The organism is Nostoc sphaeroides, from assembly GCF_003443655.1.
Classification (GTDB): domain Bacteria; phylum Cyanobacteriota; class Cyanobacteriia; order Cyanobacteriales; family Nostocaceae; genus Nostoc; species Nostoc sphaeroides.
Genome location: NZ_CP031941.1, coordinates 1,202,013 through 1,228,486, shown reverse-complemented (window position 1 = coordinate 1,228,486; position 26,474 = coordinate 1,202,013). Strand labels below are relative to the sequence as shown.

Annotated in this window: 23 protein-coding genes and 1 pseudogene; 8 read left to right on the top strand and 16 right to left on the bottom strand. The window is 40.3% G+C overall.

What is annotated here, in order from left to right; translation table 11 throughout:
• Nucleotides 1–84 precede the first annotated feature (84 nt).
• From D1367_RS05765 to D1367_RS05755, 3 genes are all read right to left on the bottom strand, one after another.
• Nucleotides 85–987: an ROK family protein gene (locus D1367_RS05765; RefSeq protein WP_118164370.1), complete on the bottom strand. Its 903-nt coding sequence runs from the start codon at nucleotides 985–987 to the stop codon at nucleotides 85–87.
• Between the two features lie 59 nt (nucleotides 988–1,046).
• Nucleotides 1,047–1,256: a hypothetical protein gene (locus D1367_RS05760; protein WP_118164367.1), complete on the bottom strand. Its 210-nt coding sequence runs from the start codon at nucleotides 1,254–1,256 to the stop codon at nucleotides 1,047–1,049.
• A gap of 95 nt (nucleotides 1,257–1,351) precedes the next feature.
• Entirely contained in the window at nucleotides 1,352–2,248 is an 897-nt protein-coding gene (locus tag D1367_RS05755) for an ABC transporter permease (RefSeq protein ID WP_100901440.1), read from the bottom strand.
• Between the two features lie 355 nt (nucleotides 2,249–2,603).
• On the opposite strand from D1367_RS05755, the gene D1367_RS05750 reads away from it, so the two are divergent.
• Nucleotides 2,604–2,843: a hypothetical protein gene (locus D1367_RS05750; protein ID WP_118164363.1), complete on the top strand. Its 240-nt coding sequence runs from the start codon at nucleotides 2,604–2,606 to the stop codon at nucleotides 2,841–2,843.
• Nucleotides 2,840–3,253 (top strand): putative toxin-antitoxin system toxin component, PIN family, encoded by a 414-nt coding sequence (locus D1367_RS05745; RefSeq protein WP_118164358.1) that lies wholly within the window; start codon nucleotides 2,840–2,842, stop codon nucleotides 3,251–3,253. Before D1367_RS05750 ends, D1367_RS05745 begins: the two co-directional genes overlap by 4 nt.
• Before the next feature lie 46 nt (nucleotides 3,254–3,299).
• Here D1367_RS05745 and trxB read toward each other — a convergent pair whose 3' ends face one another.
• The gene (gene trxB / locus D1367_RS05740; RefSeq protein WP_118164355.1) at nucleotides 3,300–4,670 is read right to left on the bottom strand and encodes a thioredoxin-disulfide reductase; all 1,371 of its coding nucleotides are present in this window, start codon (nucleotides 4,668–4,670) and stop codon (nucleotides 3,300–3,302) included.
• 259 nt (nucleotides 4,671–4,929) lie between these two features.
• Here trxB and D1367_RS05735 point away from each other — a divergent pair, with 259 nt between their 5' ends.
• The 4 genes from D1367_RS05735 (at nucleotide 4,930) to D1367_RS05720 (ending at nucleotide 9,496) form a co-directional block, all read left to right on the top strand.
• On the top strand, nucleotides 4,930–5,550 hold the full coding sequence (locus tag D1367_RS05735; RefSeq protein ID WP_118164352.1) for a hypothetical protein: 621 nt from the start codon (nucleotides 4,930–4,932) through the stop codon (nucleotides 5,548–5,550).
• A 283-nt stretch (nucleotides 5,551–5,833) separates the two neighbouring features.
• Nucleotides 5,834–6,400 carry a Uma2 family endonuclease gene (locus D1367_RS05730; RefSeq protein WP_118164349.1) on the top strand — a complete coding sequence of 189 codons (567 nt, stop codon included), beginning with the start codon at nucleotides 5,834–5,836 and terminating at the stop codon, nucleotides 6,398–6,400.
• 187 nt (nucleotides 6,401–6,587) lie between these two features.
• Nucleotides 6,588–7,106 (top strand): type IV pilin-like G/H family protein, encoded by a 519-nt coding sequence (locus D1367_RS05725; RefSeq protein ID WP_118164344.1) that lies wholly within the window; start codon nucleotides 6,588–6,590, stop codon nucleotides 7,104–7,106.
• Nucleotides 7,107–7,300: 194 nt separating this feature from the next.
• Nucleotides 7,301–9,496, top strand: coding sequence for an O-linked N-acetylglucosamine transferase, SPINDLY family protein (locus tag D1367_RS05720; RefSeq protein WP_118164340.1), 2,196 nt, complete (start codon nucleotides 7,301–7,303; stop codon nucleotides 9,494–9,496).
• Between the two features lie 67 nt (nucleotides 9,497–9,563).
• Here the strand turns inward: D1367_RS05720 and D1367_RS05715 are convergent, their stop codons facing one another.
• The 6 genes and pseudogenes from D1367_RS05715 to D1367_RS05680 all read right to left on the bottom strand — a co-directional run bounded on the left by D1367_RS05715 (nucleotide 9,564) and on the right by D1367_RS05680 (nucleotide 17,236).
• A complete protein-coding gene (locus D1367_RS05715) occupies nucleotides 9,564–10,196 on the bottom strand; it encodes a transposase (RefSeq protein ID WP_118164337.1) in 633 nt (210 codons plus the stop codon).
• 87 nt (nucleotides 10,197–10,283) lie between these two features.
• A pseudogene (locus tag D1367_RS05710) lies at nucleotides 10,284–11,316 on the bottom strand (O-linked N-acetylglucosamine transferase, SPINDLY family protein); the annotation flags it as partial.
• Nucleotides 11,317–11,708: 392 nt separating this feature from the next.
• Nucleotides 11,709–12,059, bottom strand: a complete 351-nt coding sequence (locus D1367_RS05705) for a hypothetical protein (RefSeq protein WP_118164334.1) — start codon at nucleotides 12,057–12,059, stop codon at nucleotides 11,709–11,711.
• Between the two features lie 60 nt (nucleotides 12,060–12,119).
• Nucleotides 12,120–12,278, bottom strand: a complete 159-nt coding sequence (locus D1367_RS05700) for a tetratricopeptide repeat protein (protein WP_118171144.1) — start codon at nucleotides 12,276–12,278, stop codon at nucleotides 12,120–12,122.
• Nucleotides 12,224–16,519: an FkbM family methyltransferase gene (locus tag D1367_RS31665; RefSeq protein WP_220451007.1), complete on the bottom strand. Its 4,296-nt coding sequence runs from the start codon at nucleotides 16,517–16,519 to the stop codon at nucleotides 12,224–12,226. The genes D1367_RS05700 and D1367_RS31665 overlap by 55 nt, the downstream gene beginning before the upstream one ends.
• Nucleotides 16,520–16,810: 291 nt before the next feature.
• Complete coding sequence (locus tag D1367_RS05680; RefSeq protein ID WP_118164330.1) at nucleotides 16,811–17,236, bottom strand: tetratricopeptide repeat protein; 426 nt, start codon at nucleotides 17,234–17,236, stop codon at nucleotides 16,811–16,813.
• A gap of 886 nt (nucleotides 17,237–18,122) precedes the next feature.
• Between D1367_RS05680 and D1367_RS05675 the strand changes: the two genes are divergently transcribed.
• Nucleotides 18,123–18,341 (top strand): DUF4327 family protein, encoded by a 219-nt coding sequence (locus tag D1367_RS05675; protein ID WP_012407469.1) that lies wholly within the window; start codon nucleotides 18,123–18,125, stop codon nucleotides 18,339–18,341.
• Between the two features lie 113 nt (nucleotides 18,342–18,454).
• Here the strand turns inward: D1367_RS05675 and D1367_RS05670 are convergent, their stop codons facing one another.
• The 4 genes from D1367_RS05670 to D1367_RS32655 form a co-directional block, all read right to left on the bottom strand.
• Nucleotides 18,455–19,726 carry an FHA domain-containing serine/threonine-protein kinase gene (locus D1367_RS05670; protein ID WP_118164326.1) on the bottom strand — a complete coding sequence of 424 codons (1,272 nt, stop codon included), beginning with the start codon at nucleotides 19,724–19,726 and terminating at the stop codon, nucleotides 18,455–18,457.
• Nucleotides 19,727–19,839: 113 nt separating this feature from the next.
• Nucleotides 19,840–21,834, bottom strand: coding sequence for a serine/threonine phosphatase (locus D1367_RS05665; RefSeq protein ID WP_118164321.1), 1,995 nt, complete (start codon nucleotides 21,832–21,834; stop codon nucleotides 19,840–19,842).
• Between the two features lie 664 nt (nucleotides 21,835–22,498).
• Nucleotides 22,499–22,936: a type 2 periplasmic-binding domain-containing protein gene (locus D1367_RS32660; protein WP_276469605.1), complete on the bottom strand. Its 438-nt coding sequence runs from the start codon at nucleotides 22,934–22,936 to the stop codon at nucleotides 22,499–22,501.
• A gap of 34 nt (nucleotides 22,937–22,970) precedes the next feature.
• Complete coding sequence (locus tag D1367_RS32655; protein WP_267255556.1) at nucleotides 22,971–23,324, bottom strand: transporter substrate-binding domain-containing protein; 354 nt, start codon at nucleotides 23,322–23,324, stop codon at nucleotides 22,971–22,973.
• A 198-nt stretch (nucleotides 23,325–23,522) separates the two neighbouring features.
• On the opposite strand from D1367_RS32655, the gene D1367_RS05650 reads away from it, so the two are divergent.
• Complete coding sequence (locus D1367_RS05650; protein WP_118164316.1) at nucleotides 23,523–24,722, top strand: aminotransferase-like domain-containing protein; 1,200 nt, start codon at nucleotides 23,523–23,525, stop codon at nucleotides 24,720–24,722.
• Between the two features lie 206 nt (nucleotides 24,723–24,928).
• On the opposite strand, the gene D1367_RS05645 is transcribed toward D1367_RS05650, so the two are convergent.
• Nucleotides 24,929–25,555, bottom strand: coding sequence for a J domain-containing protein (locus D1367_RS05645; RefSeq protein ID WP_118164313.1), 627 nt, complete (start codon nucleotides 25,553–25,555; stop codon nucleotides 24,929–24,931).
• A gap of 200 nt (nucleotides 25,556–25,755) precedes the next feature.
• Nucleotides 25,756–26,367 carry an ATP-dependent Clp protease proteolytic subunit gene (locus D1367_RS05640; protein ID WP_118164310.1) on the bottom strand — a complete coding sequence of 204 codons (612 nt, stop codon included), beginning with the start codon at nucleotides 26,365–26,367 and terminating at the stop codon, nucleotides 25,756–25,758.
• Nucleotides 26,368–26,474 lie beyond the last annotated feature (107 nt).

Sequence of the window (26,474 nt, the reverse complement as noted above, 5' to 3'; positions counted from 1 at the left end):
TATAGACAGTTGTTAACCCACTATGTAGGGCTTGCAGTAACTTACGTTGAAAAGGGCTAAGGGGGGGCAACTTTATTGTTTGAGCTAAAATCCTGAATAGTGTTGCCATGCTAACTTTGCTGCACCTACTATCCCAGCAAAATTGCCTAACTCGGCAGGCAATATTTGTAAACCCACCCGTGATAAAGGCTGAACTCGCTTCTCAATTTCTGCCTTCACTGCTGGGAAGAAAAACTCAAAGCTGCCACTTATACCGCCACCAATCACGATCGCTTGCGGTGTGAGTACATAAATTAAACTCGTCAAACCAATTCCCAAATAACTACCATATTCTTGCCAAAAAGTCAATGCTGCGGTATCTCCTTGTTGGGCAAGAAAACCCAATTCGATGGGTTCTTTGAGAGTGCGGCGACGAATCGCAGTAGCACAGGCATATTGTTCCAAAGAGCCTTGATTGCCACTATTACAAATTGGCCCATTTGGATTTAATGAAATTAAACCCAATTCCCCGGCGGCTCCTTGATGTCCAACAAATAGTTTGCCATCAAGGATAATTGCGCCACCAACGCCAGTACCTAAAGTTAGCAGAATCAGATTTTGAAAATGGCGACCGGCTCCCAGCCAAGCTTCTCCCAAAAGAGCGCAATTAGCATCATTAGCGATCGCAGTAGGTTTGTCAGTTTTGGTTTCTAACCAATCTGCTAAAGGCACATCGATCCATCCAGGTAAGTTAATAGCGATTTTGGCAATGCGTCCCCTTGCATCAGATGGGCCAGGAGTCCCAACACCAATAGCAACAGCTTGATTATCTGGATCAATTTGCGCGATCGCATCTACGATCACCGCCAGCACAGCCTCTGGTGTTGTCGGTTGGGGAGCCGCCACAGTCAAGGATTGCAGACAAGTACCGTCGGGTGTAAAACGCCCCAGCTTAATTGCTGTCCCCCCCACATCAATGCCAATTACTTGAATTTTGTCATTTGTCATTTGTCATTTGTCATTTGTCATTGGGCATTGGTAATTGGTGAACAGCTATTCCCTATTCCCTATTCCCTATCTGTTAGCGCAGCGTCTTTGCTTGGGAGAAGACGCGCGGCTTTCAACTCCGATTTCTGTAAATTAGCAAAAGTCGTGCTGCGGAAACTCGATTGCTCTTGCCAACCTGTAACTGGCGCACCTCTTAAGATACCAGCAAGTGCAACGGAAAGGATAAACCCGCCAGTAGCGGCAGCAATTAACGTTAGATTATCTTTCATACAAATCTCTCTATTGTTTATTTGTCATTTGTCATTTGTCTTTTGTCCTTTGTCTTTTGTCCAATGACCAATGACTAATGACTAATGACTAATGACTACTTTCGGATTCTATTTTCTCTTCGTAACCGGGGATTGACAAATTCATTTAACCCTTCACCAAGTAGTGATAACCCTACTACCATGAATGTCATGGTTAAACCAGGGAAAAGTGTAGTCCACCAAATTCCAGTAGGTAAAGCTTCTAAGGCTTGTTTTAAATCATGTCCCCATTCTGCCACTTCTTCGGGAAGTCCTAGCCCCAAAAAGCCCAAACCTCCCAACACCAAAATTGCATCAGCAGCGTTGAGTGTGAATAGGACGGGTACGCTTTGAATGACGTTAAAAAATAAATAACGAGAAAGCACAACCCAAGTAGAAGCGCCCATTGCTTGAGCAGCTTCGATGAATACTTCAGTTTTCACGCTCACGGTGTGGTTGCGAACGACGCGGTAATATTGGGGAATGTAGGCAATGCTAATAGCGATCGCTGCATTTAATATCCCCCGCCCCACCACAAACGCCAGTGTCACAGACAGCAGTAGCCCTGGTAGAGTGTAGATGCTATCCATAATAAACAGCAACACTTTATCCAACTTCCCGCCGAGATAACCACTGAGCATCCCCAAAGGCACACCGATAATCATACTCAGCGCTGTTGCCAAAATCACCACCTGCAAAGCAGCTTGAGCGCCGAACAATGTCCGGGAGAACACATCATAACCCAAACGACTAGTACCAAACCAATGTTTAGCTGAGGGTGGCTCGTGAATTGGATTAGAGAGAAAATCTTTCGGGTTTTGCAGCCATCCCCAAGCCTGGAATACGGGAGCGAAAAATGCCAGGAAGATGAAAAATAGGGTAATGGCTAACCCGATGAGCATGAGTTTTTGCGAAAGATTGAGACTGTTGCCAAACTGTAAAAATGTCGGTAGTCGCCGTTTTGTAATGGCCATAAAGCGATCGCTTGGATCAAAGCTTGATACGCTGACTATTTTACATATCAGATAGGGTATTGCGTAAATATCCTGGATAAAAGTCTGGCTCTTGAGTGGTGGTTACAGAGCTAGACTGAGTAATAGGTGAGATTATGCCTAGAGATAAATTACCAGCTAAGTAAGTCGGTGAGAATAATTCAAACTATATTAACTAATGTAAAATTATTGTAATTCAGTTCGTAGTAAGGACTTCAGTCCTTCTTTTAGGACTAAAGTCCTTACTACAAACATTTAATTATTTCCGCCGTCCTACTTAGTGTCACCACAGAGGTTAATCATTTCCAGTAGAGAAATACAAGTTAATGGAGGAATTATGAACGCTTATAAAAAATACATCACCATTACAGATCCCAGTCAATTAATATTATCTGATTTACCTTTTCAGGTAGGACAGAGAGTAGAAATAATTATATTAGCGGAGGACAACCCAAGAGCAGAGATCAGTAAAAAATTGAGAAATTTATTTGATAAAACACAGTTAATACCAGGATTGCAAGATATTACAGAAGCAGAAATTGAAGCAGAAATTGAAGCTTACCAACGCGGAGAATGAAAGTTGTTATTGATACTAACGTTTTAGTTTCTGCTGTCCTTAAGGGTAGAGTACCAAGGGAAGTTATTCAGTTTATTTTTGATAATCCTGATTGGCAATGGATAGCCTCTGAAGAAATTATTGTGGAATACAAGGAGGTATTAAGCCGCAGAAAGTTTAAGTTGACGGATGAGGTGATATGTGAGTGGTTTGAAATTATCGATACATTTATAACGCGAATTGATGTAAATTTGGAAGTTGATTTTCCCAGAGATAGAAAAGATGAAAAATTTTTAGCTTGTGCTATGGCAGCAGAAGCAGATTTTTTGATTACGGGTGATTCAGATTTTAATCAGGCACAAATTTTGGTAAATACAACAATTATTTCTGTTTCTTTATTTAACAGATTAGTTTGCGATGTAGGGGGGTGAGTATTGGGCATTAGTAACCGTCCTCCATTCCCCACTCCCCATTCTCTTAAAGGTTGCTCTCAATCAACTGCCGGTATTCGCTCTTTTGCTTCACACCTTTAACTTCCTTCACCAATTCCTTGTTTTTGAACAATTGAACCGTTGGCGTTCCTGTCACACCAGCATTTTCAGCAATATCTCGGTCTTTGTCGATGTCAATTTCCACAAAGTGAATAATGCTATCAAATTCATCCACCACTTTATTTAAAATCGGCTTCAGGGTATGACAAGGGCCACAACCAGGAGAGACGTATTTAACAAGAAGTAAGCGATCGCTTTCATGGAACAATTTCCGTAAAGCATAACCTCCCTGATGGCGTGTCCCATCCAAGTTAAATCCAGCTTCTTCCTCGGCTTCAGTCTTTTTGGCTGGCTGATGTTCTAATTCATTATCTGCTGTTTCTGGCTGTTGATGGAATTCTTGAATCAAGCCACTAGAAGACAACCAACGTTCTGCCAACATCGCCGCCATACAGCCAGTACCCGCAGCCGTAATTGCTTGCCGAAACTCATGATCTTGTACGTCGCCAGCAGCAAAAACGCCTTCTACACTGGTTTCTACAGAACCGGGCTTAGTGACAACGTAACCGACTTCATCCAGTTCTAACTGACCTTTAAATAAAGAGGTATTGGGAGTATGACCAACAGCGTAAAATAAACCCTTAGCGTGCAATTTGCTCTCTTCACCAGTTTTGGTATTGCGGACTTTCACCCCTTCCATGTGGCCGTTACCGAAGATATCCACGGCTTCTGTGTTCCAATGCACTTGGATTTTCGGGTTGCTCAAAACGCGGTCTTGCATGGCTTTAGAAGCCCGCATTTTATCGGTGCGTACCAACATATTTACCTTGGAACCGTATTTGGTGAGGTAAATTGACTCTTCCGCCGCCGAGTCACCAGCACCAATTACAGCCAATTCTGCACCGTGGAAAATTGGTGTTGCACCATCGCAAATTGCACAAGCGGAAATACCCCGACTCCAAAATTCATGTTCGCTGGGTAAACCTAAACGCTTTGCAGTTGCACCCGTAGCAATGACGATGCTGTTGGTTTTTATTTCCCTTTCTTGCGATCGCACTGTAAATGGACGCTGACTCAAATCAACTGATATAACATCTTCAGTATATAGTTCAGCCCCCCAGCGCTCTGCCTGCGCCTTCATCTGATCCATCAGTTCCGGCCCGGTAATCCCTTGGGGAAACCCTGGAAAGTTCTCAACTTCCGTCGTTGTCATTAATTGCCCACCAGGTAATCCCCCGGCTTGGAAACCTTCAAATACAACGGGTTTCAGGTTAGCGCGTCCGGCATAAATAGCTGCTGTGTAACCTGCTGGGCCAGAACCGATAATTACCAAGTTTTCTGTTGTTGTGTTAGCCATGAAAATATACGAACTCATAACGACTACGTTTAATATAGCATAACAAATTGCGATCGGCTACATCATGGTGGAAGCGATCGTAAAATGCCTATGGTGCTATACGCTCAATACTTGTCAAACAGCCTCTTAACTCCTAAGACTGTTCTTGCAGATGCTTCCTGATAATTTCAACGTCTAGTTCTAAAAATTCTGCTATTTCTTGAATGCTCATACCTCTCTCAACACATTTCCCGACATATCACCCATAATTTAAAATCTCATGAAGCTAGATCCAACTCAGACATATACCTTTAGCAAATATTTTGAAAGCGGTTACTATTCTGAAGACTTGGCTCAAGCCTTCGGTTATTCACTAGAGTACAAAGTATTTCAATTGCCACAATACTCAGGCGAATTGGATAGATTGCTCGAATTGAGAGAAAGGATAGAAGAATCTCTCCCTTATGTAGAGTTGACTACTGAGTTAGCGAGAAGGGAAGTAATAATTTCTAGAATAGTCTTAGAGTTGATACATTACACGAAGGCAAAACTAAGAATAGAATTTAGCCTGAGAGTGAATAATCAACTTCAAGGTACACTAGATTATTTAATTAGAACGACCCAACCAAATCAACTATTAGTCATAGAAGCAAAACAAGCTGATTTAAGTAGAGGCTTCACTCAATTAGTAGCCCAAATAGTTGCACTTGATTTTTGGGAGGATTCCCCAACTGTTGCAGAACAACCTATATTAACTGGTTGTGTCACTACAGGAAGTTTGTGGCAATTTGCAAGTCTAGATAGAGTAAATAAACATTTTACTCTAGGGATTAATAGCTACAGAGTTGTCGAAGATATTGAGGAATTGATGAGAATATTAGTAAGGTTATTGAAAAATTGAGAGATTGGCAGGAGCGTTAATAAATTCATAAAAAATTACATCTGTTTTCATTGATGCTACTAATGGCAAACTGTGGAGTCGTTTTCCTTTGAATATAATACATTGTAGCTTTCTGAGAGTAGCGGCAATTCATGAATTGCCGCTACTTATGATACATATAGCGGTTCCCATTTATATGCGGTACAACATTACATCACGAGGTGTAGAGGCACGGCAGTGCCGTGCCCCTACGGGTGTACCTCACGTAAACGAGAACCGCTATAAGAGTATTTTCTGTAATATTATGTCTTTCACCATCACCGATTTAGAGCAGCTACAAAGTGAGCATCCAGAATGGCAGATGGAACTGGTAGAGGGAAAAATCATAGTTTCTCCGCCATCAGATTACGAGTCAGAGGAAATTGGCGCACGGTTGAGTACCTTCTTAAATATCTGGGTCATGCCGCGCAAACTAGGGCGTGTAACTGGTTCTGGCGCAGGGTTTATCCTACCGAATATAGAAGAGGACGACTTAGAAAAAAGAAACCTGCGATCGCCTGACGTGTCTTTTGTTCGGGCTGATCGGCTGAAGAAGACCAAGCGCGACTTTGTGGAGTTAGTTCCAGACTTGATGGTTGAGATTAAATCTAAAAGCGACAGAATCAAACCGCTTGAAGAGAAGATTCAGCTATTTTTGCAACTTGGGTCTATAGTCGGCATATTGATTGACCCTGACAAATTGACAGTAACGGTTTATCGAATCAACCAAGCTCCAGTGGTATTGCAGAATGGAGACACACTTACATTACCGGACTTGCTACCAGGTTGGGAACTGGCAATATTAGAGTTGTGGCCACCTGAGTTTGAATAAGGCAATCCGACTATTGAAATTGAGAATCTAGCCCTTGGTGTAGACCAGGGGCTTTTAGTTGCAAGGATTTTGGATTGTGTAACCGCATCTACCCAAACTTTTTTTCTGAAGGTGATAGGAAAGCGATCGCACTTGGGTAAGTTGTATCTAGAACACACAACCACATCCTACACCAGGGAAAACACTTATGAAAACCGAACTAAAGGCCAAGTTTCTTCAACACATCCTCGCCAAGAAGAAGGGAGATGAGGGTTTTACACTTATTGAATTACTAGTAGTAATTATCATCATCGGTATTTTGTCGGCTATTGCCCTACCTTCTTTCTTGAACCAAGCAGCAAAAGCTAAACAATCTGAAGCGAAAACCTACATTGGTTCAGTTAACAGAGCGCAACAATCTTACCGGATCGAAAACCCATCGTTTGCTGGCACTATTGACCAGCTGCAAATTGGTATCCCTTCCTCAACCGTGTCCTATGCTTATACAATATCTCCAGCAACTCCAACTAGTGTAAGTACAACTTTTAATGCAGCAGCTAAGGATGCAAACTCTCTCAAAAGCTTTGCTGGTGGTGTCGTAATTCTCACAAGTGGACAAACTTCTGCTGTTGCTTGTCAAACAACTGGAGTTACTGCTACTCCTCCCACACTTGCACTGGCAGCTGGTGCTGTTGCGTCCTGTACGACTGGGGAAGAGATGAAATAAGGTTTAATCCTTTGTGTTTAAAAATGCTAGATGCACTTCAATTCATCTAGCATTTTTTTTGATATAAGTTATTCACATAATTTAACTATTAACAAGTGTTAATCCCTAAGTTAATTTGGATTTTGGAGCTTATTTTAAATCAGGTTTAATCTCACTTGGCAACAAATTTCAAAACAAATTTAAGGTTTTCAATCATGACCATCCAGTTAGATAATCAAATTTATTCAATCCCAACCTTGTTAACTATTCAACAATATGAACAAAATATTACTGAAAATCCCGAAGAAGTTTATAATTATTGGTATTTAGGATTAGCCTTATTATTAGAGGGAAGAGAAGAAGAAGCGCAGATTACTTGGATGACTCCATTTCTCGAATCTGGAGAACAAGAGTCAGAACAATCGCTGCAACAATTAACAGAGATTTTATTAAATGCTGCTCAACAACAAGAAGCCAATTCTAACTATCAAATAGCTTGGGTAGTTCGTCAGCACATTAGAGAATTTGTTCCTGATGATATTAATAATCTTTTAAAAATAATTGAACTAAACATTGATTTAAAGATTCATGATCAGGAAACGAATATTAATCAATTAATTAAAACTATATCTCAACTAATAGAAACCCCTGTTTTTGATGAAAATTTATTAGTTAAGGTGATTGAAAAGTTAGTTCATCCTGACCCGGTTAGTCCTCCTCCCTCTATAGATAAACTGGTGGAAGCATTTATACCTTATTTATTAACTTCTGAAACTATTATTAAATTATTGACAGAGAAAGCTGATGCCTATCATTATTTTTTTTACCAGCACATGGCAATTTATCTTGTAAAAATTGCGCTCCGGCTAGAACCGAATAATTTAGAATGTATTAGAAAAATTATTTCTCCCCTGCAAAGACTAGGACTAGATTATACTAAAGAGTCTATTTATTGGGCAAATAAATATTTAGAAATTTCTCAAGAACCCATTGATCAAATAGTCGGCACTCAATTTTTGCTGGAAGCACTATTAACTTCTTGTGATAGTTGGGAAAAAATAGTTCAAGCTTATCAAAAACATAAACTGTTCTTATCTAATCTTGTCATCAGTCAAATAGAAAGCGAAAGTTTAGTGCAAATTTTAGCTATTGGGGCTTTTTTACTATATATGGAAGATAATCCCCAGGAAAATAGATTAATTCGCAATAAAATAGCTGCTTTATGTCAAGAACTGATATTGAAAAAGTTTCCTGGATATATCAGCACTTATCAACAACGTTTTCTCTCACCTCGTCCTTCTTTGAGTGAGCGTCCCCTCAGAATAGGCTATTTATCAGGATGTTTTCGTACTCATTCTGTCGGTTTTTTAGCTTGGTGGTTATTAAAATATCATAACCGTCAACAATTTGATATTCATTTATATTCCTTAGGCGAGGTTTCTGAAGATCCACTACAACAAGCTTATAAAAACGAATTTGGTGATCATTTTTATCAAGGATCTCTTCCGATAGTGACAATTACAGATCAAATTAACCAAGATGAAATAGATATTTTAGTTGATTTAGATAGTTTAACTTCCTATGGAAATTGTGCTATTGTCGCCCTGAAACCGGCACCAATTCAAGTTACTTGGTTAGGGTATGACGCGACTGGTTTCCCAAACGTTGATTATTTTATTGCTGATAACTACGTATTACCAGAATCAGCACAAGATTATTATAGTGAAAAGATTTGGCGACTCCCTCAAAACTATATTGGTATTGATGGCTTCACTGTAGGAACACCAACTATCAGCAGAGAATCTTTAAATATTCCTGATAATGGGATTATTTATTTTAGTTCCCAACTTGGAGTAAAACGTAATCTCCATAATATCCGGTTACAAATGCAAATTATTAAAGAAGTCCCTAATAGTTATTTTCTACTTAAAAGTCATCGATCTAACCATCAAGATTTAAAAGACTTGATTACGCCAATTGCTAAAGCCGAAGGAGTAGATTTAGAATGCTTAAGGTTTCTACCTTCTGCACCTACAGATATGGAACATCGTGCCAATTTAGCCATTGCGGATATTGTCTTAGATACCTATCCCTACAACGGTGCAACCACAACCCTAGAAACATTATGGATGGGTATCCCCATAGTCACCAGAGTGGGAGAACAATTTGCAGCGCGTAACAGCTACACAATGATGATGAATGTAGGAGTTACAGAAGGTTTAGCTTGGAGTGATGAAGAGTATGTAGAGTGGGGTGTGAGGTTGGGTAAAGATGAGAAATTAAGACAACAAATTGCGTGGAAACTGCGACAGTCAAGACAAACTTCACCTCTGTGGAATGGTAAGAAATTTGCCCACGAAATGGAAAAAGCTTATCAGCAAATGTGGCAAAAGTATATTGAGGGAAAATAAGCTAGTAGTGAGGGCTTCAGCCCTCAAAATAGATTGTTAATAAGGGCTGAAGCCCTTACTACGAACATTAAAAATTATCCCAATCTTTACCATAATCTTGCACTGTATACTGAGTCAAACAATCACGCAGCCATTGCCGTCCACAAGCTTGTAAATACCAGTGAACACTACTTTCAACCCAGTCGTAAGGAGATTTGACTAAACCATGTTTAACTGGGTTGTAATGAATATAGTTAACAGTTGTATAGTAATGTCTTTCCGAGCGAATAGCGCGATCGCTCCAACTATACCAAATTTTTCTCTTAGTAATATTGTCTTCTATATTCCACTGTCGAGAAAGCGCACCATGTATTCTCCGAAATAATTCACCTAATACATCAAAATTTTCAACATCAATCAGTAGATGATAGTGATTAGGCAAAACCACCCAAGCACAAATTCTTAAGTTCGTAGTGAGCGCTTTAGCGCTCCTCTCTTCATTTACACTCCCACCAAACCTATCAAAAATCATATCTAGCAATTGCTGACGACGAGATTCAGTGTGTATATGACACTGATGTTCATAACAAGCTACAGTTAGCAAATAAAATTGTTTATCTCGGACTTCATGTGGTGGTGAGTGTGGTGGATAACCCTGGCTTAAGCGATATTTCACTAGTTCAGCTTTTTGTTCTGCTGTAAGCTTCCAATATTCATACATAGATTTTTTTAGCACTGAAGTGCTTACTACAAACTTTTGAATTGTTTGTAGTGAGGACTTTAGTCCTCCTCCTCTGTAATTACAAATTTAAGCACTGAAGTGCTTACTACAAACTTCTTTATAAAAGGCTTCTAAACCTGCGACACAAGCTTTATCATCAAAGAGACGATCGTGATTTTGGGCCATTTGCTCTGCAATGCTGCGTCGCCAAGCTTGGTCTAGTCCTAATTTGACAGCAATTTCAATATATTCAGTTTCATTTTCAGCAATAGTATCTGTCACTCCTAGCATTTTCAGAAAGCTGTCAGAATGACGACCCCGCATAAATTCCCCTGGACAAGTAACAATAGGTAAGTTACAAGCGATCGCTTCTAAGCTAGTATTTACCACCAGACCAGGTGAAGGTATCTAGATAAACGTCTGAAAGTAAGTTAATCATTAGATAGTCCAGTCGCTCTGCAATACTGATAAATACACAATAATCCTCGCTGTTCAAACCGATAGCAGCAAAAGCCCGCTTCAGGCGTGGCTGAAGTAAAGTACCACGCAAAAACACAAATTTAGCTTGCGGAACACGCCGAGCAATTTCAGCAAAAATAAAATCATATTGCGGTAGATACTTGAAAGGAGCTTGACAGCATAAATAGATAACCGCATCATCTAGTAGCTGAAAATCTGAGCGAGTTTTGATAACTGGTGGAATATACGGTTTAGGATAAGAAACGCCAATATTAGGCAAGCGAATTAATTTTTCTGAATAATGCTCTTGGCCATTTTCAGGTTCCATTAACTCGCTAGATAAAAAGTAATCAATTGTAGGTAAGCCAGTTGTTACCGGATGTCCCCAAGCGACACATTGCACAGGCGCAAGCCGCAGACCTGCCATTTGCAGAGTTTGCGGATTCATCCCAACTTCGGGAAAAACTAAAATGTGCAGCTTATCAGCAATTATTTGTTCACAGGCTGCTGATAAATTATAAGGAATATGGTGGAAAACATCACTATATTCTTGAAATTTTTGGGTAATTGGATCTGGCTCATTTCCTGTGTAATAGCAGTAGATTTCAAAGCTTTCATGATTGCTCTGACGCAACCAACCTGTTAACCAAAGTGTCCCACTATAACAATCTGACTTTTCCCGTTAAGTCATGAAACAACGAAGCAGCAGGAGTTTCAGATTATAGTTTATTCTCAATAACTTAATATTAGTGACAATAAATCACGAGAGAATAGGGCTTTGAGCTAGGCGTATAGTAAGCGATCGCTCAATCAAGGAGATAACGGGAAAAGTCAGCTATAACAATGTAGGTAATGGGAAGCGTAACCAATACGAATTTTGTCATTAGGCTGAAGCTTAGGCATAGATAAAGGAACCACCCATTGTGGATAGTTAACACCCATAATTTCATGCGCTAAGTTTCCATATTGGCGTTGCAAATCTATATCATTTTGTGCTTGATATGATAAGAAAAAGTTTGTGAGGCGAGCTATACCTGCTAAAGCACTATGTTGTTATTGTGTAGTTTTAAGAGATGTATACTGAATTAACTTTTGTAGCCCTTGGGTGTAGCGCTGGCGAAAAAAGTTAATTTCCGCCTGATTCTCATATATTGATGGAACTGTTAAATATTTGAGGAGTTGAAAAGTATAATCATCAGGGAAGCATTTAGCAGCATGATCGGCACTTAAAATTGATTCTTGAATACGTCCATTCTGCCGCAAATCGATGATTAATGAAAAATGTAGTCTTTCATCTGTAGGGTAAAGCTTAATTCCTTGCTGGAGAGTACTAAAATATTCATCTAGCAGGTTTAACTGTCTATAGCAATAGCTTATAGCGGTGTGCAGTTCAGTGAGATACAAAAAAAATGCTGGAATGATTTGACAGCAAGGACTTTGGTGTTCTCATCCAATCGATAACCGCTATAAGTTACAATAAATATCTGCATCACCTGATTGGATTTTTAGGAATTTTTGATATTGCGCGATCGCTTCTTGATATTTACCTTGAACAAATAAGCTATTACCTAGCTTAAAAAAAACTGTACTGTACTTACTTCTTTTAAATTTTTTAGAAAATATGAAGGAATTTGCTCTACTTGTTTGCTGACAATTATCTTTTGATTTTCATGTTTTAAAGAAATTCTCGCATTAATAAGAGGGAGTAAAGTTTGCCACTGAATTTCCGTCAAATCAACTATTAAGGAAATTGTTAATTCCTCAGTTATATCTATTTCTTCTTGCATCATTATATTCATAGCTATAGCCGCTAGAAAAATATCGGCTTCTTCACCCGAAGTATCGCTAGTATCAATTAAAAGTGTAATTTTGCTCTTATCTGGGTGAGTAGCTATACTTTGAATAACTTGTTGTATTTCAACACCTAAATCGTCTTCATCTACTGACCAATCTGGAAAAATGACTATATTTATTTCCTTCAATTTAAAATCATTTATAAAATTGCTGTTTTGCTGTTTTTCTGAAGTACAATCTAAATTAAAATCTTGAGATAATTTATTTAAGACAGGAATAAGAGAAGTTTTTCCATGAAATCCAAAAGTATTTTCCCAAGAAAAGTTGTCAATTTCTTCTATTGGTTGCTCAAAACTAAATTTGACAGCTATTTCTAAAGGTGCAAATTTAATATCTTGATCTTTAAACCAGTCATAAAAATAATGGCAGATAATCAAATCTTCCGATAACGAAGATGTTTTTAGGTTATCAAAATCTAACTGTGAAGATACTTCTAGTAATTTTTTACTTCTTAGGGAAAAACCACCATTGCCTACTCTATTTTTAGTTAAGTCAAGTATATCTACAGTTTTACCTTGAGAATTAACTAGATGAGTTTGTTTACGCCAAGGTGCAGCAATATAATCATAATTTAAAAATTCCTCTGACCACAGCTGAGGATTGATAATAAAACCATCTCCTTGTGTAACTAAGCAAAATTCAGTATCTATAAATGAATTAAGCTCTTTGATAACAAATCGGCTATATTCAACTAAATTTCCTATAGGAGCAATTTTAATAATTTCTAATTGTGGGAAAAATTCTAAATACCTTTGATCAATTTCCTCAGATGTGAAAAATAATACTCTATTAAAGTTTGCGTTTAAATTAGAAATTACTAAGCTCAGTAAAGTGAGTTCTATATCTACGGAAGATATGGTTACTAAAGTTGTATTTTGCAGATTTATTTTATTTGTGTTTATAGCAAGTAAATAAATAGCATTATTCAATAATTTTGTGATATTAATAGCCTGTTCTATTTTAGGTAAAGTTCCACTATAAAAAGTTCTTTCAGTAAAATTATCTGCTAGGGTATCTCTGATTATAAAAGGAGGATGTTTTAAGGGAAACTGTATTTCTTCAACAGGTATATTAGATAGTATACTATTTGAATCTGTTGCATGAGTTCCTTCTTTTCCAAAACCAATATTAGAAACTAAATTTATATTTGGTAAAACACTTAAACCTTGATTTATATAACAAGCAAATAGCCAAGGATAATTCCAACTATCAAATCCTTCATAGATACCTTGGAAAGTTGCTGACCAGTATCTAAATGCTTGTTCATCTTGGAGAATATCAAATAGCCAATTTTCATCTCTCACTTGAGGCCAAAGTGCCATAGTATCATCATAATATTGCCATGCTCTTTTCCAAGTAGCCCATCCCCAACAATGGTTATAACGAGAAAAATAATAACTATAATTTCGTGTTTTTTGTCCAAACTGGAGATTCTGTCCAGAAACCAACATGATTCTGGAATTATGACGATACTTTTCTAATAACTCTTCACAAAAGCGGAAGAAGCTAGAGTGAGGAAGACAATCATCTTCTAAAATAATCGCTTCTTCAACTTGAGAAAATACCCAATCTAAACCACTACTAACTCTTTTTCGACAACCTAAATTAACATCAGAGTAATTAGTTAATACTTCACATTCCCAATCAACTTGATTAATAATTGCTCTTGTAGCGGCGCATTTTTCTGCTTCTCCCTGATGAGCTACTCTCGCTCCATCTGCTACTACTAATAATTTAGGCGGTTTAGCTTGACGGATTGCTTCAAATACCCTCGTAGTAGTATCAGGGCGGTTAAATATTAAAAACGCAACGGGGGTTGTTAATTTAGATTTAATTTCCGAAGATGTTTGTTTTTGGTAATGTTCAATTTTGGCATCACGGAAGATTGTCTCGGCAGCCCAAGGATTAAAGTGAATCAGTTTTTTTGACGGTAAATGTGGGCGCATAAATAACTTTCCTTGTTCATTTAAAATCGCAGCAGCGAAAGAAAAAGAACTGTTAGAAATTGCTAAAATATCACATTTACTAAGTAAGTAAAAGTCTAGATAAAAATCTGCTTGATCTAATTCACAATTTAAATCTCTAGCTGTTACCGGATTATATGGACTAAAATCTTGTTTGACTTTATCTATTTCATCACTGGCAATGAATAATACTGGTTCATCCAGGGTTGCCCAAATATTCTCTAACCATTCCAGATACCATTGACTCGGTGCGATGAAAAAATGTTGATAACCATAATCTCCTCGCCGTAAATGAATCCCAATTACAGTTTTTCCTTTATTACGAAGACTTTGAACCCCTTGCTCAACTTTCGCTTTAATTTCTGCTACTGGCTGAAATAAAGAACGAAAATACTCTTTATGTGGAGCATAGTATTTAGTGTTGTATTGAAAATATCCCCAAAAATCAACATTCTTAAATACTTGGTCTGTATTGGGGATGATTGCATCCTTGATATTATTGGTTATTTCTGGAAATACTGGTAGTAATTGGGAAATAGGTGGCTCATTATGTTCAAAAAGAGTCTGTCCTATCCAAGATGGTGTTTCTACTCTCAGATTATGTTCCTGGGCATATATTTTTAAAAAAGCATATTGAAAAATTTGATTAGCAAATCTCCCATTTTTTCCTAGAGTTGACATGGTGATTATTGCTTTTTTAGTATAAAAAGCATCTCCCCAAGATGAATGATAAGGTGTAGTTGTAGCTATTCTTTCAAAATCATAGGTTTCTAAAAAGTCATCTATTTCATCAATTAAGGCACATCCGGCATAAAGCTCTTCATAGTTGACTTCTGTGTTAATAGCTTCGATGTATTTTAATGTTTTAGTTGCCCCTTGTAATGCTAATAGTTCTGCTCCTTGAATATCAATATTGAGGATATTAAAGTCAGCCGGATTTAGGTTGAATTCTTCTAACAAACTATCAAGAGTTTTACACGGTACTGTAATTTGCTCAGTTTCCTTAATCATGGGATATATTTCCGACGATACTTTCAAAGGCAAAATAGAGCTGCTCTGATCCATTGAAGTTATACGTAAAGTAACTGTACCATTCTCGTTACCAATAGCACAACAAACTGCTTGAACGTTAGAATAATTGGCTATGTTTTTCTGTAATCTTTCAAATACAATTGGGTTAGCTTCGATATAAAGTATCTTTTCTACCCCCATTGCTAAATAATCACTCAATTCTTGTCCTTCATGCGCTCCAACATGAATCACACCTCTGGGTTTTACAGAGTTACTGGCACAAAGTTCCGCTAAGGGAAGCATTTGAGGCTTTTGTCCTAAAATAGCTGATTTGAAGCGTTCATTAATTGCTAAGTAATTACTATATTCAAAATTTTCATATTCCGGTAAAAACTCTGGTATATAAATTAAATTTTCTACCTCTATTTTTAACAAAAAATATCTGAAATTTTGTAAATAATTAAATACTTGTTTTAAAGTAATACTAGCATCTTGAAATGTCCCGCCATATTCAAATTGTATATAATCAATTTTGCCTTTTCTAAGTAATTCTTTTACTCCATAGAGAACATCTAATTCTCCTCCTTCAGTATCAATTTTTAAGAAGTTAATTCTGTTGATTTGTAATTGCTGACAGTATTTATCAATAGTTGTAGTGACCACTGGTAATTCAATGGGTGGTTTAAGACTATATTGTCTTTCCACATCGAAACGGCGATAAAAGGTACTCCATGCCGGATTATCTTCATAGTAATAAAAAGTTTGTGTATTTTCGTGGTTAGCTACTGCAATTTGATTAGGGTGTATATTTTCTTTTTCTAACCACTCTACTAAGTTATTATTCAGTTTCTTATAGTTATCAGGTACAGGCTCAAACAAATGTATTTGAACTTGCTCATGCTTTTGTAAAACCGTTTTGCTCCAACTCCCTACATTAGCACCAACATCAAAAACTATATTTTTATCACCAATAAATCTTTCAATAATTCCGATTTCACCTGTTGAGCAAAATTCTTGATTTTTATCGAAATTCATAATTATTTATTCTCAGAAGTTTAATTAGAAACATAAAGCTTTGCCAAAACACAATCGTATTATAGTAAATCTTTAAAAAATGCTTTATAGCATGAAACGCTTAAGTCAAAAGTGAAGATGATTTTGTTTGGCTATATAGTTTAATTAGACAATAAATCTCAATTAAGTTTGTTGAACTATTTGTCTAGCGATCGCTCTCCTGCTTCTTCACATCCGCCAACACAGTCTGATAATCCTGCCTGTTAGGATGCAATTTCACCAACCTCTCCATTAATGCGATCGCACCCTTTATTAATTAGACTTCGGCTCGTTATTTGTCTGGGAATCGCTATTTCCCTCTTGCTTCTTAATCTGCTTTAATACAACTTTGTAATCTTGCCGATCAGGGTGCAACTTCACCAGCTTCTCCAAAAGTGCGATCGCACCCTTAGCATCCTTCAAGTGCAACCGCACTATAGACAGTTTCTCTAGAGCAAGTTGGTTTTCTGGTTCCCGTTGTAAAACCAACTCATAGCCCCGCGCCTGTTGTTGTAATTCTGACTCAACAGAAGGAGACGCACTTACTGGCTTAGGTTGACTAGCCTGTTGGATTGCCGGAATTACTGCAAACACCGTAGAACCAACAAACGACACTAACGACACTATGGTTACAATCTTCTGTCGCCGCTCAATCTGCTTTTTACGGATAATTACGTATTCTTCCCCAGAACCAGCCATGCCTCATATACTTGCTGCGGTAAATACTTAGGTAGTAGCAAGCCTCCCGTTATGAGGTTACCCATCTCCCCAAGGAAACTAACATCTTCGCTAGAAATTTTTTACACAAACTTCAAATGCTGACTCTGAAGACAAAAAAGCTATATGGTGAGCTTATGGCTGTACCGCCAATTTTGCCATGCGTAGTTTACCGCCGTAGGCATCGCTCCTATCGTTCAAAGCAAAACCTCCAATGGACGAAAAATTAAGATTATATAAAGATTTGCGATGATTCAGCCTAAAGTTAGATGTTTGCGATATTGTAAATAACGTTTAAATAAATAGAAACAGTAGATATTTCTACTCAATTGCAAATTTCCCTGTCAGTCAAAAACTTTCAAACTAGCCCGTGTCCTATAGTTCTTCAACAAGCACACATATTTTTTGTGATTAAAACAAATAAAATTTTCCCAGTCGTCCTCAGTCACACTACATAGTGCAACTTCCCAGACGACTAATTATTTTGCTCGACGTCTACAATAGATATCTTACAAAAGATACTGTTGCACTCTAGTGGTTATAGGTTACAAGGAAAAAGAAGACGGTTAAAGGGAAAAGGGGAAACAAAAGCATCCCTTACCGTTTTATGCCTTAATCCTTTCCCCTGAACCTTTGCCCAGGTTCTGCAAAAAGTTTAAGGACTGCTTGGTGAATTTAGAGTTTTGTGGTGGTAATTACCGTACAAAAGCGAATTTACCAGTAATTTAGTAGAGTTTGTTATGGTATAGTTAAAAAGTTAAGACTAGCTTTACCAAAATTACACCACTCTACGATCCGGCAACAATTGCAGAATGGGAAGCAGTTTTAATTAAGTATTTACCAACAAAATCTGAATTCAATCGAGGTTATGACTCAGCAAGTGATTCACCCAATGGTGAAATTGCAGCGCAACGTGCAATCACTCATAGAATCGAACATTATCAAGCCAAGCGATAGCATCTGGAAAATCGCCTTGCTCTACGGTAATGAATGGCAGCACTGGAAACAGGAACTGCTTGACTTTGGCTTTAGTATGCAAGACCCAGTTAGTGAATTGCTAGCTGTAGAGACTTGGGATGAGGAATAGGGAATAGGGGGAATGAGGGGGATGAGGAAGCAGGGGAAGTAGGGGAAGAATTCTAACTCCTAACTTTTGTAGAGACGCGATTAATCGCGTCTCTACTCCTAACTCCTAACTCTCTAAACTTGGCAGCCAGCTAACGCCGCAGCTAATTCCTTTGCAGTTTGATAGCGATCGCGTGGCAATGGTTCTGTAACGCGATCAATTACATCCCTTAATTGGGAACTAATAGTGGGAACTTTTGCCACATCAAACCTGAAGTTTCGCCCTTGTTGGCGGTAATACTTGAAAGGGTTTTCGCCTGTGAGCAGAAAAATCACCGTTGGCCCAATTGCATACAAATCAGATTGAGTCAAAGGTTGTCCTCGTTCTTGTTCAGGAGCGCAATAACCTTCTGCACCAATGCGAGTACCGGGCGCTGTGCCAATTTCCTTAACTGCGCCAAAATCTAGCACCACTATGCGATTTAGTGAACTTCGCACCATTAAGTTGGCGGGTTTAATGTCGCGGTGAATCAGTGGAGGCTCTTGGCTATGAAGATATTCTAAAATATCGCAGGTTTGGATCATCCAAGCGATCGCTTGGTTTGGCGTAACTGGCCCAGTAGTATAGACACGTCTCTCTAAATCCTGTCCGTGGATTAGTTCCATTGCCAAGTATTTTTTTCCGTCTTCTACAAAGAAATCGTAATACTTGGGAATTCCCGGATGGTTAAGGGATTTGAGAGTATACGCCTCCCGCTCAAATAATTCTTGAGCTTTGGCAATTTTTACCATATCAGCATTCATTTGCTTCAACACCAGCAGTTGTGGCATACCCGCAATCTGACCAGCCGCATCCCAAGCCAGATAAGTAGTACCCATGCCTCCTTGTCCGAGAGTTCGCAACACCTGATAATGGCGAATTTTCTGTTGTACTGAGAGAGGTTGGCCGCAGTGGATGCAAAACAGATTGTTTGGCGAATTGCCTTCATGGGTGCAAGTGGATCTACCTTCGGCTGAGTGGAGTGTTGCAACGGCGTTTTCGTCTGTTTCTTGCAGCTGTTGCGATCGCACACCAGTTTCCAGTACTGTTACATCCTGAATTTGGAATTTCAGTATTGGGCCTCCCTGTGCCAGTTGCAACAGGGAATTATCTGGTAACGGACTCTGAATTACAAGGACACCGTTGAGGAAAGTCCCATTAGTACCCTGACTAATCAGCCGCCAACCACCGCCATTGTCAGCAGAATCTACTTGTCTCAGTTCTAGATGATGCCGCGAAACTAAAGTATCAGTTAAAACAACATGATTATCTGCCGCTCGACCAATCCGAATTATGGAAGAGTTCTCAAAGCACCACTGCTGGAGGGGCGTTTTCTGTTGCGGTTCTAACAGAGTCAGACTAACCACAATACAACCTAAAAGGTAAGAGGGAGTGGGGAGTGGGGAATAGGGAGTGGGGAGTAGGGATTAGGAGAATTATTTCCCAGTCTTTATGCCCCATTCGCCACCCCCCATTTTTTTTAACTTTCCAGATTTGGACGTACTTTTGCTCGAATAAGTATACCAGTAATATTGTCGTGACCATTGTGTTGGTTCGCCAAATCAATTAAGTCTGTAACGCCCCGTTCTAAGTTAACGCCAGAACTAAGTAACGGTTCTAAGTGAGTCTGCCAATGGGTTTCTATTAAATCATTATCTGATAGACCATCCGATGCCAACAGCAGAAGAGTATCTTCATTGATTTCAAAAAAGCCCACATCGGGATTAATCGACTTTTCGTCACGAGGCCCCAAAGCTTGGGTGAGTTGGTAGGCATCTGGGCGGGCGTAAGCGATGCTTGCTTCCACTCCGCGGATAATTTCCCGTTGCCCAACTTCATGATCTACTGTGACTTGTTCTAGTCCCCGCTTGCGCGTTAAACGATAGAGACGGCTATCTCCCACATGAGCAACTGCGGCTTGAGTGTCTTGAATTAACAGCATTACCAAAGTTGTACCCATGCGCCCAACTCCAGAACGGGCATCTTCTTGATTGAGCTTGTAAATCGCCTCATTCGCTAAAAACACTGCCTCACGAATGCTATCTTCCGTTGGCAGTTGGTTGGTAATCCAGTATTCTTGAAAGTATTGCCGTAGGGTGGTGACTCCTAACTCACTGGCTATTTCGCCGCCAGCATGTCCACCCATGCCATCACAGAGAATATACAAACCATGCCCTTGGAGAACTCGACTTTTTGGCAACTCCAGCTTTTGAATTTTGGTTTCAATGCCAAAGTAGTCTTCGTTATGATGACGCTGACGCCCCACATCTGTGCGTCCTGCATCTTCTAAGCTACTTAACTGCATCGTCAGCACAACCGTCGGCATATCATCACTTTTGCTAATGATATCTTCTGGCTCATCTGATTGCGGTATAGTGGGCACAGCAGTATTTTTCTCCTTTATTGGGGGTAAAGTTTCGGTTCCTAGTGCTTCCAGTTCAATAGAGATTTCCTCCAAACGCGATCGCACTTGTGTGAGCGTCTGAATCTTACCTACCTCTAAATCCCCCAACATCTGGACTACAGGGCCAAATTGAGTGCGTTGAGATTGCCTAAATAGCGCTTGCCAAACCCGTCCCAAAGCTTGAATGCTTAAGGGTTGCTCTGCCATAGCAGATATTTGGGCTTCGGCATCTTCTGGCGACTCGGTGACAGGCAAAGAATTGGATGATTCCACATACAACCTTTGTAGCGCCAGCGTTTGGTCTTCATCCAATCGCAAATTCGACAAATCTAAAAGGCTTTGACGACAACCTACTGGTTCCAATAATGCCCAAAGTTGGGTCATTTCATAACACCAGTGTAAAATTTTTAACGAACTTGTTGTTTCTTCTTGCCATAAATCGAGTAAAAACTGCCAATGTGAGCGGTCTTCGATTATGACTACCTGCATATTGCCCTGCTGCCATGCATCGTGAATCGGCGGTATCCCCGGCTGACCTTCGCATTGTAAGGCAATATAAAGTTTAGCAAGGTGAGGAATTCCACTTGCTTCCACTGATGGCGTTAGCAAATCCGATTGCTGACTTGCTAATATTGCCTCAATGGGTGATATTTGATACGGCTGGCAGTCTAGAACTCTCACACCAACATCAGTAATGGTGGCAGTTTCCGTTTGAGCAGGTAGCGGATCTAACAATTGATAGCGCTCTTGGGAGTCTAAATAGGAACCTAATGCAATCTGAGAATTAGCGGATACAGGAGATGAAGAAGATATTGCTCCCTCATCTCCCTCATCTCCCTTTTCTGCTGCATCCTCCTCTACTCCCAAAGCTTTCGCAGTCGTTTCCTGAGCAATAATTGCCCAAAACACTGTTCCACATTCTGTGCCACAGTTATGACAACTTAGTGCATTCAAAGGTACATCATCGGTACTGCATTCAGGACAAACCTTGTGAGTCAGGGATGTGCCACAGCTTTGACAAAATTTATTGCTATTGGGGTTTTCAAATTTACACTGAGGGCAAATCAGCATAGTGGAAGTTCCTTTATTCCTGCTCCAAGGTGCTTCTAGCCACTAAGATCCAAGGTGCCACAATTGGCTGTCCCTGACTACAGTAGACCTATAAGAGATTGTAGTTTATCAATGAATTTTGGTGGCAGTATTAATTGTGACGCATATTAGGTAAATATTTAATATATTGGCAGGCAATTGCTTATAAATGGGGAGTGGGGAGTGGGGAGTGGGGAGTGGGGAGTGGGGAGTGGGGAGTTAGGAGTTAGGAGTGAGGAGTGGGGAGTTAGGAGTGAGGAGTGAGGAGTTAAGAGTTAGGAGTTAGGAGTTAGGAGTGAGGAGTGAGGAGTTAAGAGTTAGGAGTTAGGAGTTAGGAGTTAGGAGTTAGGAGTGAGGAGTTAGAATTCCTGCCCTGCTTCCCCTGCTTCCTCATTCCCCCTATTCCCTATTCCCAAGAATCTGGCAATTGCGGGGGGTCAACGTTAAACCATTTTAGATAAATTTGCTTGTAAGTGCCATTGGATAACAAGGTCGCTATACCGAATGGCACTAAGAAAAGCGCAAAGGCTTGTGTCGCCTCGTTAAGAGCCTCCAGGCTGGGAATGTATTCTCATAGGCTCTGCCTCTGGTCAAGCTACTGGAGGCGGAGCCTCCTAGAATGGGTTCCCAGCCTGGAGGTTGGGAATCAGTCAGGACAAGGTCTGTATCTTTTCTTAGTGCCATTCGTCGCTATACCTTTGTTAATTGCATCTAGATGGGGGGAGTCTTTAGGTGTAGCAATCCCGTAGTATTCTTGAGTGAGCAGGTCGGCAACAACTCTGATGCCTTGGAGTTTACCATTTTTAATCGCATACAAAGTTGCGAAAGCATCACTAACGACAGCATCAATATTGCCATTGAGTAAGTCTTGGAAAAATTCTGGCCCAGAACTAAAAGTACTAATTTTGGCGTTGGGGATGGTTTTGGCAAAATCTGCCCCAGTGGAACCAATTTGGACAGCGATTTTTTTACCTTTGAGACTATTGAAGTCTTTAATATTTTCATTGTCTTCGCGGACAGCGTAGGCGTAGCCCGTCGTAGACATCGCTAGTCCGGCTTTAAAATAAGGTCGTGAAAAAGCAATTGTTTTTAGGCGTTCAGCGGTAATTGTGATTCCGCTAATTGCTGCATCGACTCTTTATGACTTGCAAAGTTGAGATCATGCCATCAAAAGGCAGACTTTCAAACTTGACTGCAAAACCTGCTACTTTAGCGATGCCTGCGGCGGGCTGCGCCAACGCATTCATCAAATCAATATCAAAACCTTCCAAGTTCCCGCTAGCCCTTTGGATTTCAAAAGGGATAAACGTAGGATCTGTGGCAATTTTGAGAAGTTTAGGATCTGGGTTAGTAGTGGGATAGAAACTTTTACAGGCAATAATCAGTAGTAGACAGCCTAAGCTTAGAATTAGCTGCTGCCACTTGAGGTTAATTAATTTCACTGTCAGTAATTCCGTTCTATCAGTCATCATGTTATAAGGAAGAATACATCCGTCAGCAGCCAGAATCCACCATGAATTCTGGGCGATTAACGAAAGTTTAACACCCCCACTTTCTTGAAAAGTGATGCTCGTTCCGACGCTGCGCTAACAGATCGAAGGCTTCCTCCAATCTGACTTTTCACTAATTGTCTTCTTGTCTGTATTCTGACTTCCAATTTTAAACTTCTTATGGCTGCCACTACCCCTGCTTACCGAATTACTGATTTGTTCGCCGAACGGGCTAGAAACATCGCACCACCAACCTATAGTACAGAGTTAAGCAAAATCACCACTGTCAGCTTTACCTATGGTCTAGCTGACCCAATTCTTTTTCCTCACGCTCACTTGGCTACTGCAAGTGCTGCTGTGCTGGCAGAAGAGGCCCCCCTTGCTCTCAATTACGGCCCACCTTCAGCTCAACTATACGAGCAAATTATCCTCCGCTTGCAGGCTAAAGGAATCAGTACCGATCGCGATCGCCTAATCATTGGCTATGGTTCTGGTCAGATTCTGGGCTTGCTACCAGATGTGTTTATCGAACCTGATGATGTGGTAATTGTCGAAGGCCCAACTTTCCTGGGAGTAGTTGCTAGATTTGTCCAAGCTGGCGCACGCATAATTACCATTCCTGTGGATGAGTTGGGGATGGATGTAGATGCCCTAGAAGTAACTTTGAGCGACTTGAAGAAGCAGGGCATCCGGCCCCGGTTTATTTACACCATCCCCACCTTTCACAATCCCACAGGCACTACTATGCCGTTATTTCGCCGTCAAAAACTGGTAGCATTAGCGGCTGAATATGGCGTGGTGGTGGTGGAAGACGATGCTTATAGCGATTTGCGTTTCCAAGGTGAAACTGTGCCCCCCCTGGCAACCCTCGACCAAGAGGGGTGGGTATTATATGTAAGTACCTTCTCGAAAATTATTGCGCCTGGTATCCGTCTGGGCTGGGCTTGCGGCGCTCCAGCGATTATTGAGCGGCTAGCAATGTTCAAAAGTGAGGGGCCTGTGGGGCCATTTGTCAGTCATGTGGTCGCCCGCTATTGTGCCACAGGCAAACTAGATAATCACATTCAAGAGTTAATTGCCTGCTACAAGCATAAGTGCAATTTGTTATTAGAAGCGATCGCTCAAGAGTTTCCCAGTGATGTAGTTGCAAAGCGTCCTGATGGCGGCTTCTTCGTTTGGTGTAAATTGCCGTCAGACATTAGCGCCAAAGCACTCTTAATGGCTGCCAGTGAACACGGCGTCACTTTTCTGCCAGGGACTCGCTGCTACACCAATGGACAGGGGGATGATGCTATCAGGTTAGCTTTTAGCTTTCAGCCAACTCAGAAGATTGTTGAGGGAATCGCTACATTAGGAGCAGTATTACGCGGATGGCGGTAATTCGTAATTCGTAATTCGTAGTTCGTAATTCGTAATTCGTAATTAATTACCTCGTTCCCAGTCTCCGACTGGGAATGCTTTTTGGGAGGCTCCCGCCTCCCGTCTTAGGAATAAGAATTAAATAACATACAATTTATGTCCCTGGCTTACCTCACCCTCAATCCCTCTCCGATATATTGGAGAGGGAAGCTAGATATTGTCAATATTTAAAAAATTTGTTCTAATCGTTGAAAATCGCGCTGCACTTCATACCAGAGACTTTTATTATGGGGGTCTGTCTTCAGAGCTTTTTTGAGATAAATTCTGGCTTTGAGCAACTGGTTTTGCGAAATTAGCGCCCGTCCCCAAATTTGATAAGCGATCGCTAGCCATTGGCGAACTTCTGCATCTGTTGACAAACGATCTGCTAAAGCTTCCGCTAGGGCGATCGCTTGCGGAAATCGTCTTTCTTGCAAAAATCGCTGCAATTGATCGTAAGTCTTCCACTTCAGCCGTTCTTCTATTTCCAACACATTAGGCGGCTTTGGTTTCCCTGGTTCTTGGCTTGTCACCGTTGTTGTCGGCGTTTTCTGCCTATGCGTTGCCTTAGCGTCATCACGCCCACCAGATGTTGACACCTGAGTTGAATGTGCCACACTTTCCTCTGGCAGTACCACAGTCAGCAGGAGTTTGTACGCCTCTGTCAACGCAATAAACTTATCTTTGGCTTTGTTGTCATCTGGGTTGATATCGGGGTGATATTGCTGCGCCAATCGTCGGTAAGACGCTTTGATGTCAGCAAAAGAAGCTCCTGATCTCAAACCTAGTAAACGGTAACAATCTCCAAGATCCATCTTGAGCTATGAGCTATCGAATATCCAGCAAAAGGCTATCAGCTATCTGCTTCACGCCTAAACTATTAATAATAAGGGCTAAGTTGCTATTTTTAAGTTCAATGTTGACATTTCGTTTAGGGGAGGGAGTGGGGAGTTAGGAGTTAGGAGTTTTTACTCTCCCCCTGCTCCCTGCTCCCTGCTCCCTGCCCCCTGCCTTCCTACTCGCCTGTTACTATCGAGGTTCGGTCTTCAATCACACGGTCAATTAAACCGTATTGTTTTGCTTCTTCGGCAGACATGAAAAAGTCGCGATCCATATCTTTTTCAATCTTTTCTATAGTCTGACCGGTTTTATCGGCATAAATGCCATTGAGCTGGTGACGAATCCGCAGAATCTCTCTAGCTTCAATTTCGATATCGCTTGCTTGTCCACGGGTGCCACCTGAAGGCTGGTGAATCATAATCCGTGAGTGAGGCAATGCTAGGCGTTTGCCTTTGGTGCCAGCAGCCAGCAGGAAAGACCCCATTGAAGCCGCTAAACCGACGCAAATAGTCACTACATCTGATTTGATATGTTGCATGGTATCAAAAATAGCCATGCCAGATGTAACCATCCCACCGGGGGAATTGATGTATATATAAATATCTTTACCTGGATCGTCTGAGTCCAGATACAGCATTACAGCGATAATTTGATTGGCAATTTCATCATCAATATCTCGCCCCAAGAAGATAATCCGTTCCCGGTAAAGGCGATCGTAGATGCTAATCCAATCTGTATATTGTCCACCGGGCATCCGGTAAGGAACTTTAGGAACGCCTATAGGCATAATTTACTCCGTTTTTAATTAGTCATTGGTCATTGGTCATTGGTCATTGGTCATTAGTCATTGGTCATTAGTCATTAATAATTTTTGGTTATTAACAAAGGACGAAT

What these genes read in the sequence shown, in the direction of transcription:
- D1367_RS05765 (WP_118164370.1), bottom strand. Translation starts at nt 987, where the DNA reads ATGACAAATGACAAAATTCAAGTAATTGGCATTGATGTGGGGGGGACA.
- D1367_RS05760 (WP_118164367.1), bottom strand. Translation starts at nt 1,256, where the DNA reads ATGAAAGATAATCTAACGTTAATTGCTGCCGCTACTGGCGGGTTTATC.
- D1367_RS05755 (WP_100901440.1), bottom strand. Translation starts at nt 2,248, where the DNA reads ATGGCCATTACAAAACGGCGACTACCGACATTTTTACAGTTTGGCAAC.
- D1367_RS05750 (WP_118164363.1), top strand. Translation starts at nt 2,604, where the DNA reads ATGAACGCTTATAAAAAATACATCACCATTACAGATCCCAGTCAATTA.
- D1367_RS05745 (WP_118164358.1), top strand. Translation starts at nt 2,840, where the DNA reads ATGAAAGTTGTTATTGATACTAACGTTTTAGTTTCTGCTGTCCTTAAG.
- trxB (WP_118164355.1), bottom strand. Translation starts at nt 4,670, where the DNA reads ATGGCTAACACAACAACAGAAAACTTGGTAATTATCGGTTCTGGCCCA.
- D1367_RS05735 (WP_118164352.1), top strand. Translation starts at nt 4,930, where the DNA reads ATGAAGCTAGATCCAACTCAGACATATACCTTTAGCAAATATTTTGAA.
- D1367_RS05730 (WP_118164349.1), top strand. Translation starts at nt 5,834, where the DNA reads ATGTCTTTCACCATCACCGATTTAGAGCAGCTACAAAGTGAGCATCCA.
- D1367_RS05725 (WP_118164344.1), top strand. Translation starts at nt 6,588, where the DNA reads ATGAAAACCGAACTAAAGGCCAAGTTTCTTCAACACATCCTCGCCAAG.
- D1367_RS05720 (WP_118164340.1), top strand. Translation starts at nt 7,301, where the DNA reads ATGACCATCCAGTTAGATAATCAAATTTATTCAATCCCAACCTTGTTA.
- D1367_RS05715 (WP_118164337.1), bottom strand. Translation starts at nt 10,196, where the DNA reads ATGTATGAATATTGGAAGCTTACAGCAGAACAAAAAGCTGAACTAGTG.
- D1367_RS31665 (WP_220451007.1), bottom strand. Translation starts at nt 16,519, where the DNA reads ATGAATTTCGATAAAAATCAAGAATTTTGCTCAACAGGTGAAATCGGA.
- D1367_RS05680 (WP_118164330.1), bottom strand. Translation starts at nt 17,236, where the DNA reads ATGGCTGGTTCTGGGGAAGAATACGTAATTATCCGTAAAAAGCAGATT.
- D1367_RS05675 (WP_012407469.1), top strand. Translation starts at nt 18,123, where the DNA reads ATGACTCAGCAAGTGATTCACCCAATGGTGAAATTGCAGCGCAACGTG.
- D1367_RS05665 (WP_118164321.1), bottom strand. Translation starts at nt 21,834, where the DNA reads ATGCTGATTTGCCCTCAGTGTAAATTTGAAAACCCCAATAGCAATAAA.
- D1367_RS32655 (WP_267255556.1), bottom strand. Translation starts at nt 23,324, where the DNA reads ATGATGACTGATAGAACGGAATTACTGACAGTGAAATTAATTAACCTC.
- D1367_RS05650 (WP_118164316.1), top strand. Translation starts at nt 23,523, where the DNA reads ATGGCTGCCACTACCCCTGCTTACCGAATTACTGATTTGTTCGCCGAA.
- D1367_RS05645 (WP_118164313.1), bottom strand. Translation starts at nt 25,555, where the DNA reads ATGGATCTTGGAGATTGTTACCGTTTACTAGGTTTGAGATCAGGAGCT.
- D1367_RS05640 (WP_118164310.1), bottom strand. Translation starts at nt 26,367, where the DNA reads ATGCCTATAGGCGTTCCTAAAGTTCCTTACCGGATGCCCGGTGGACAA.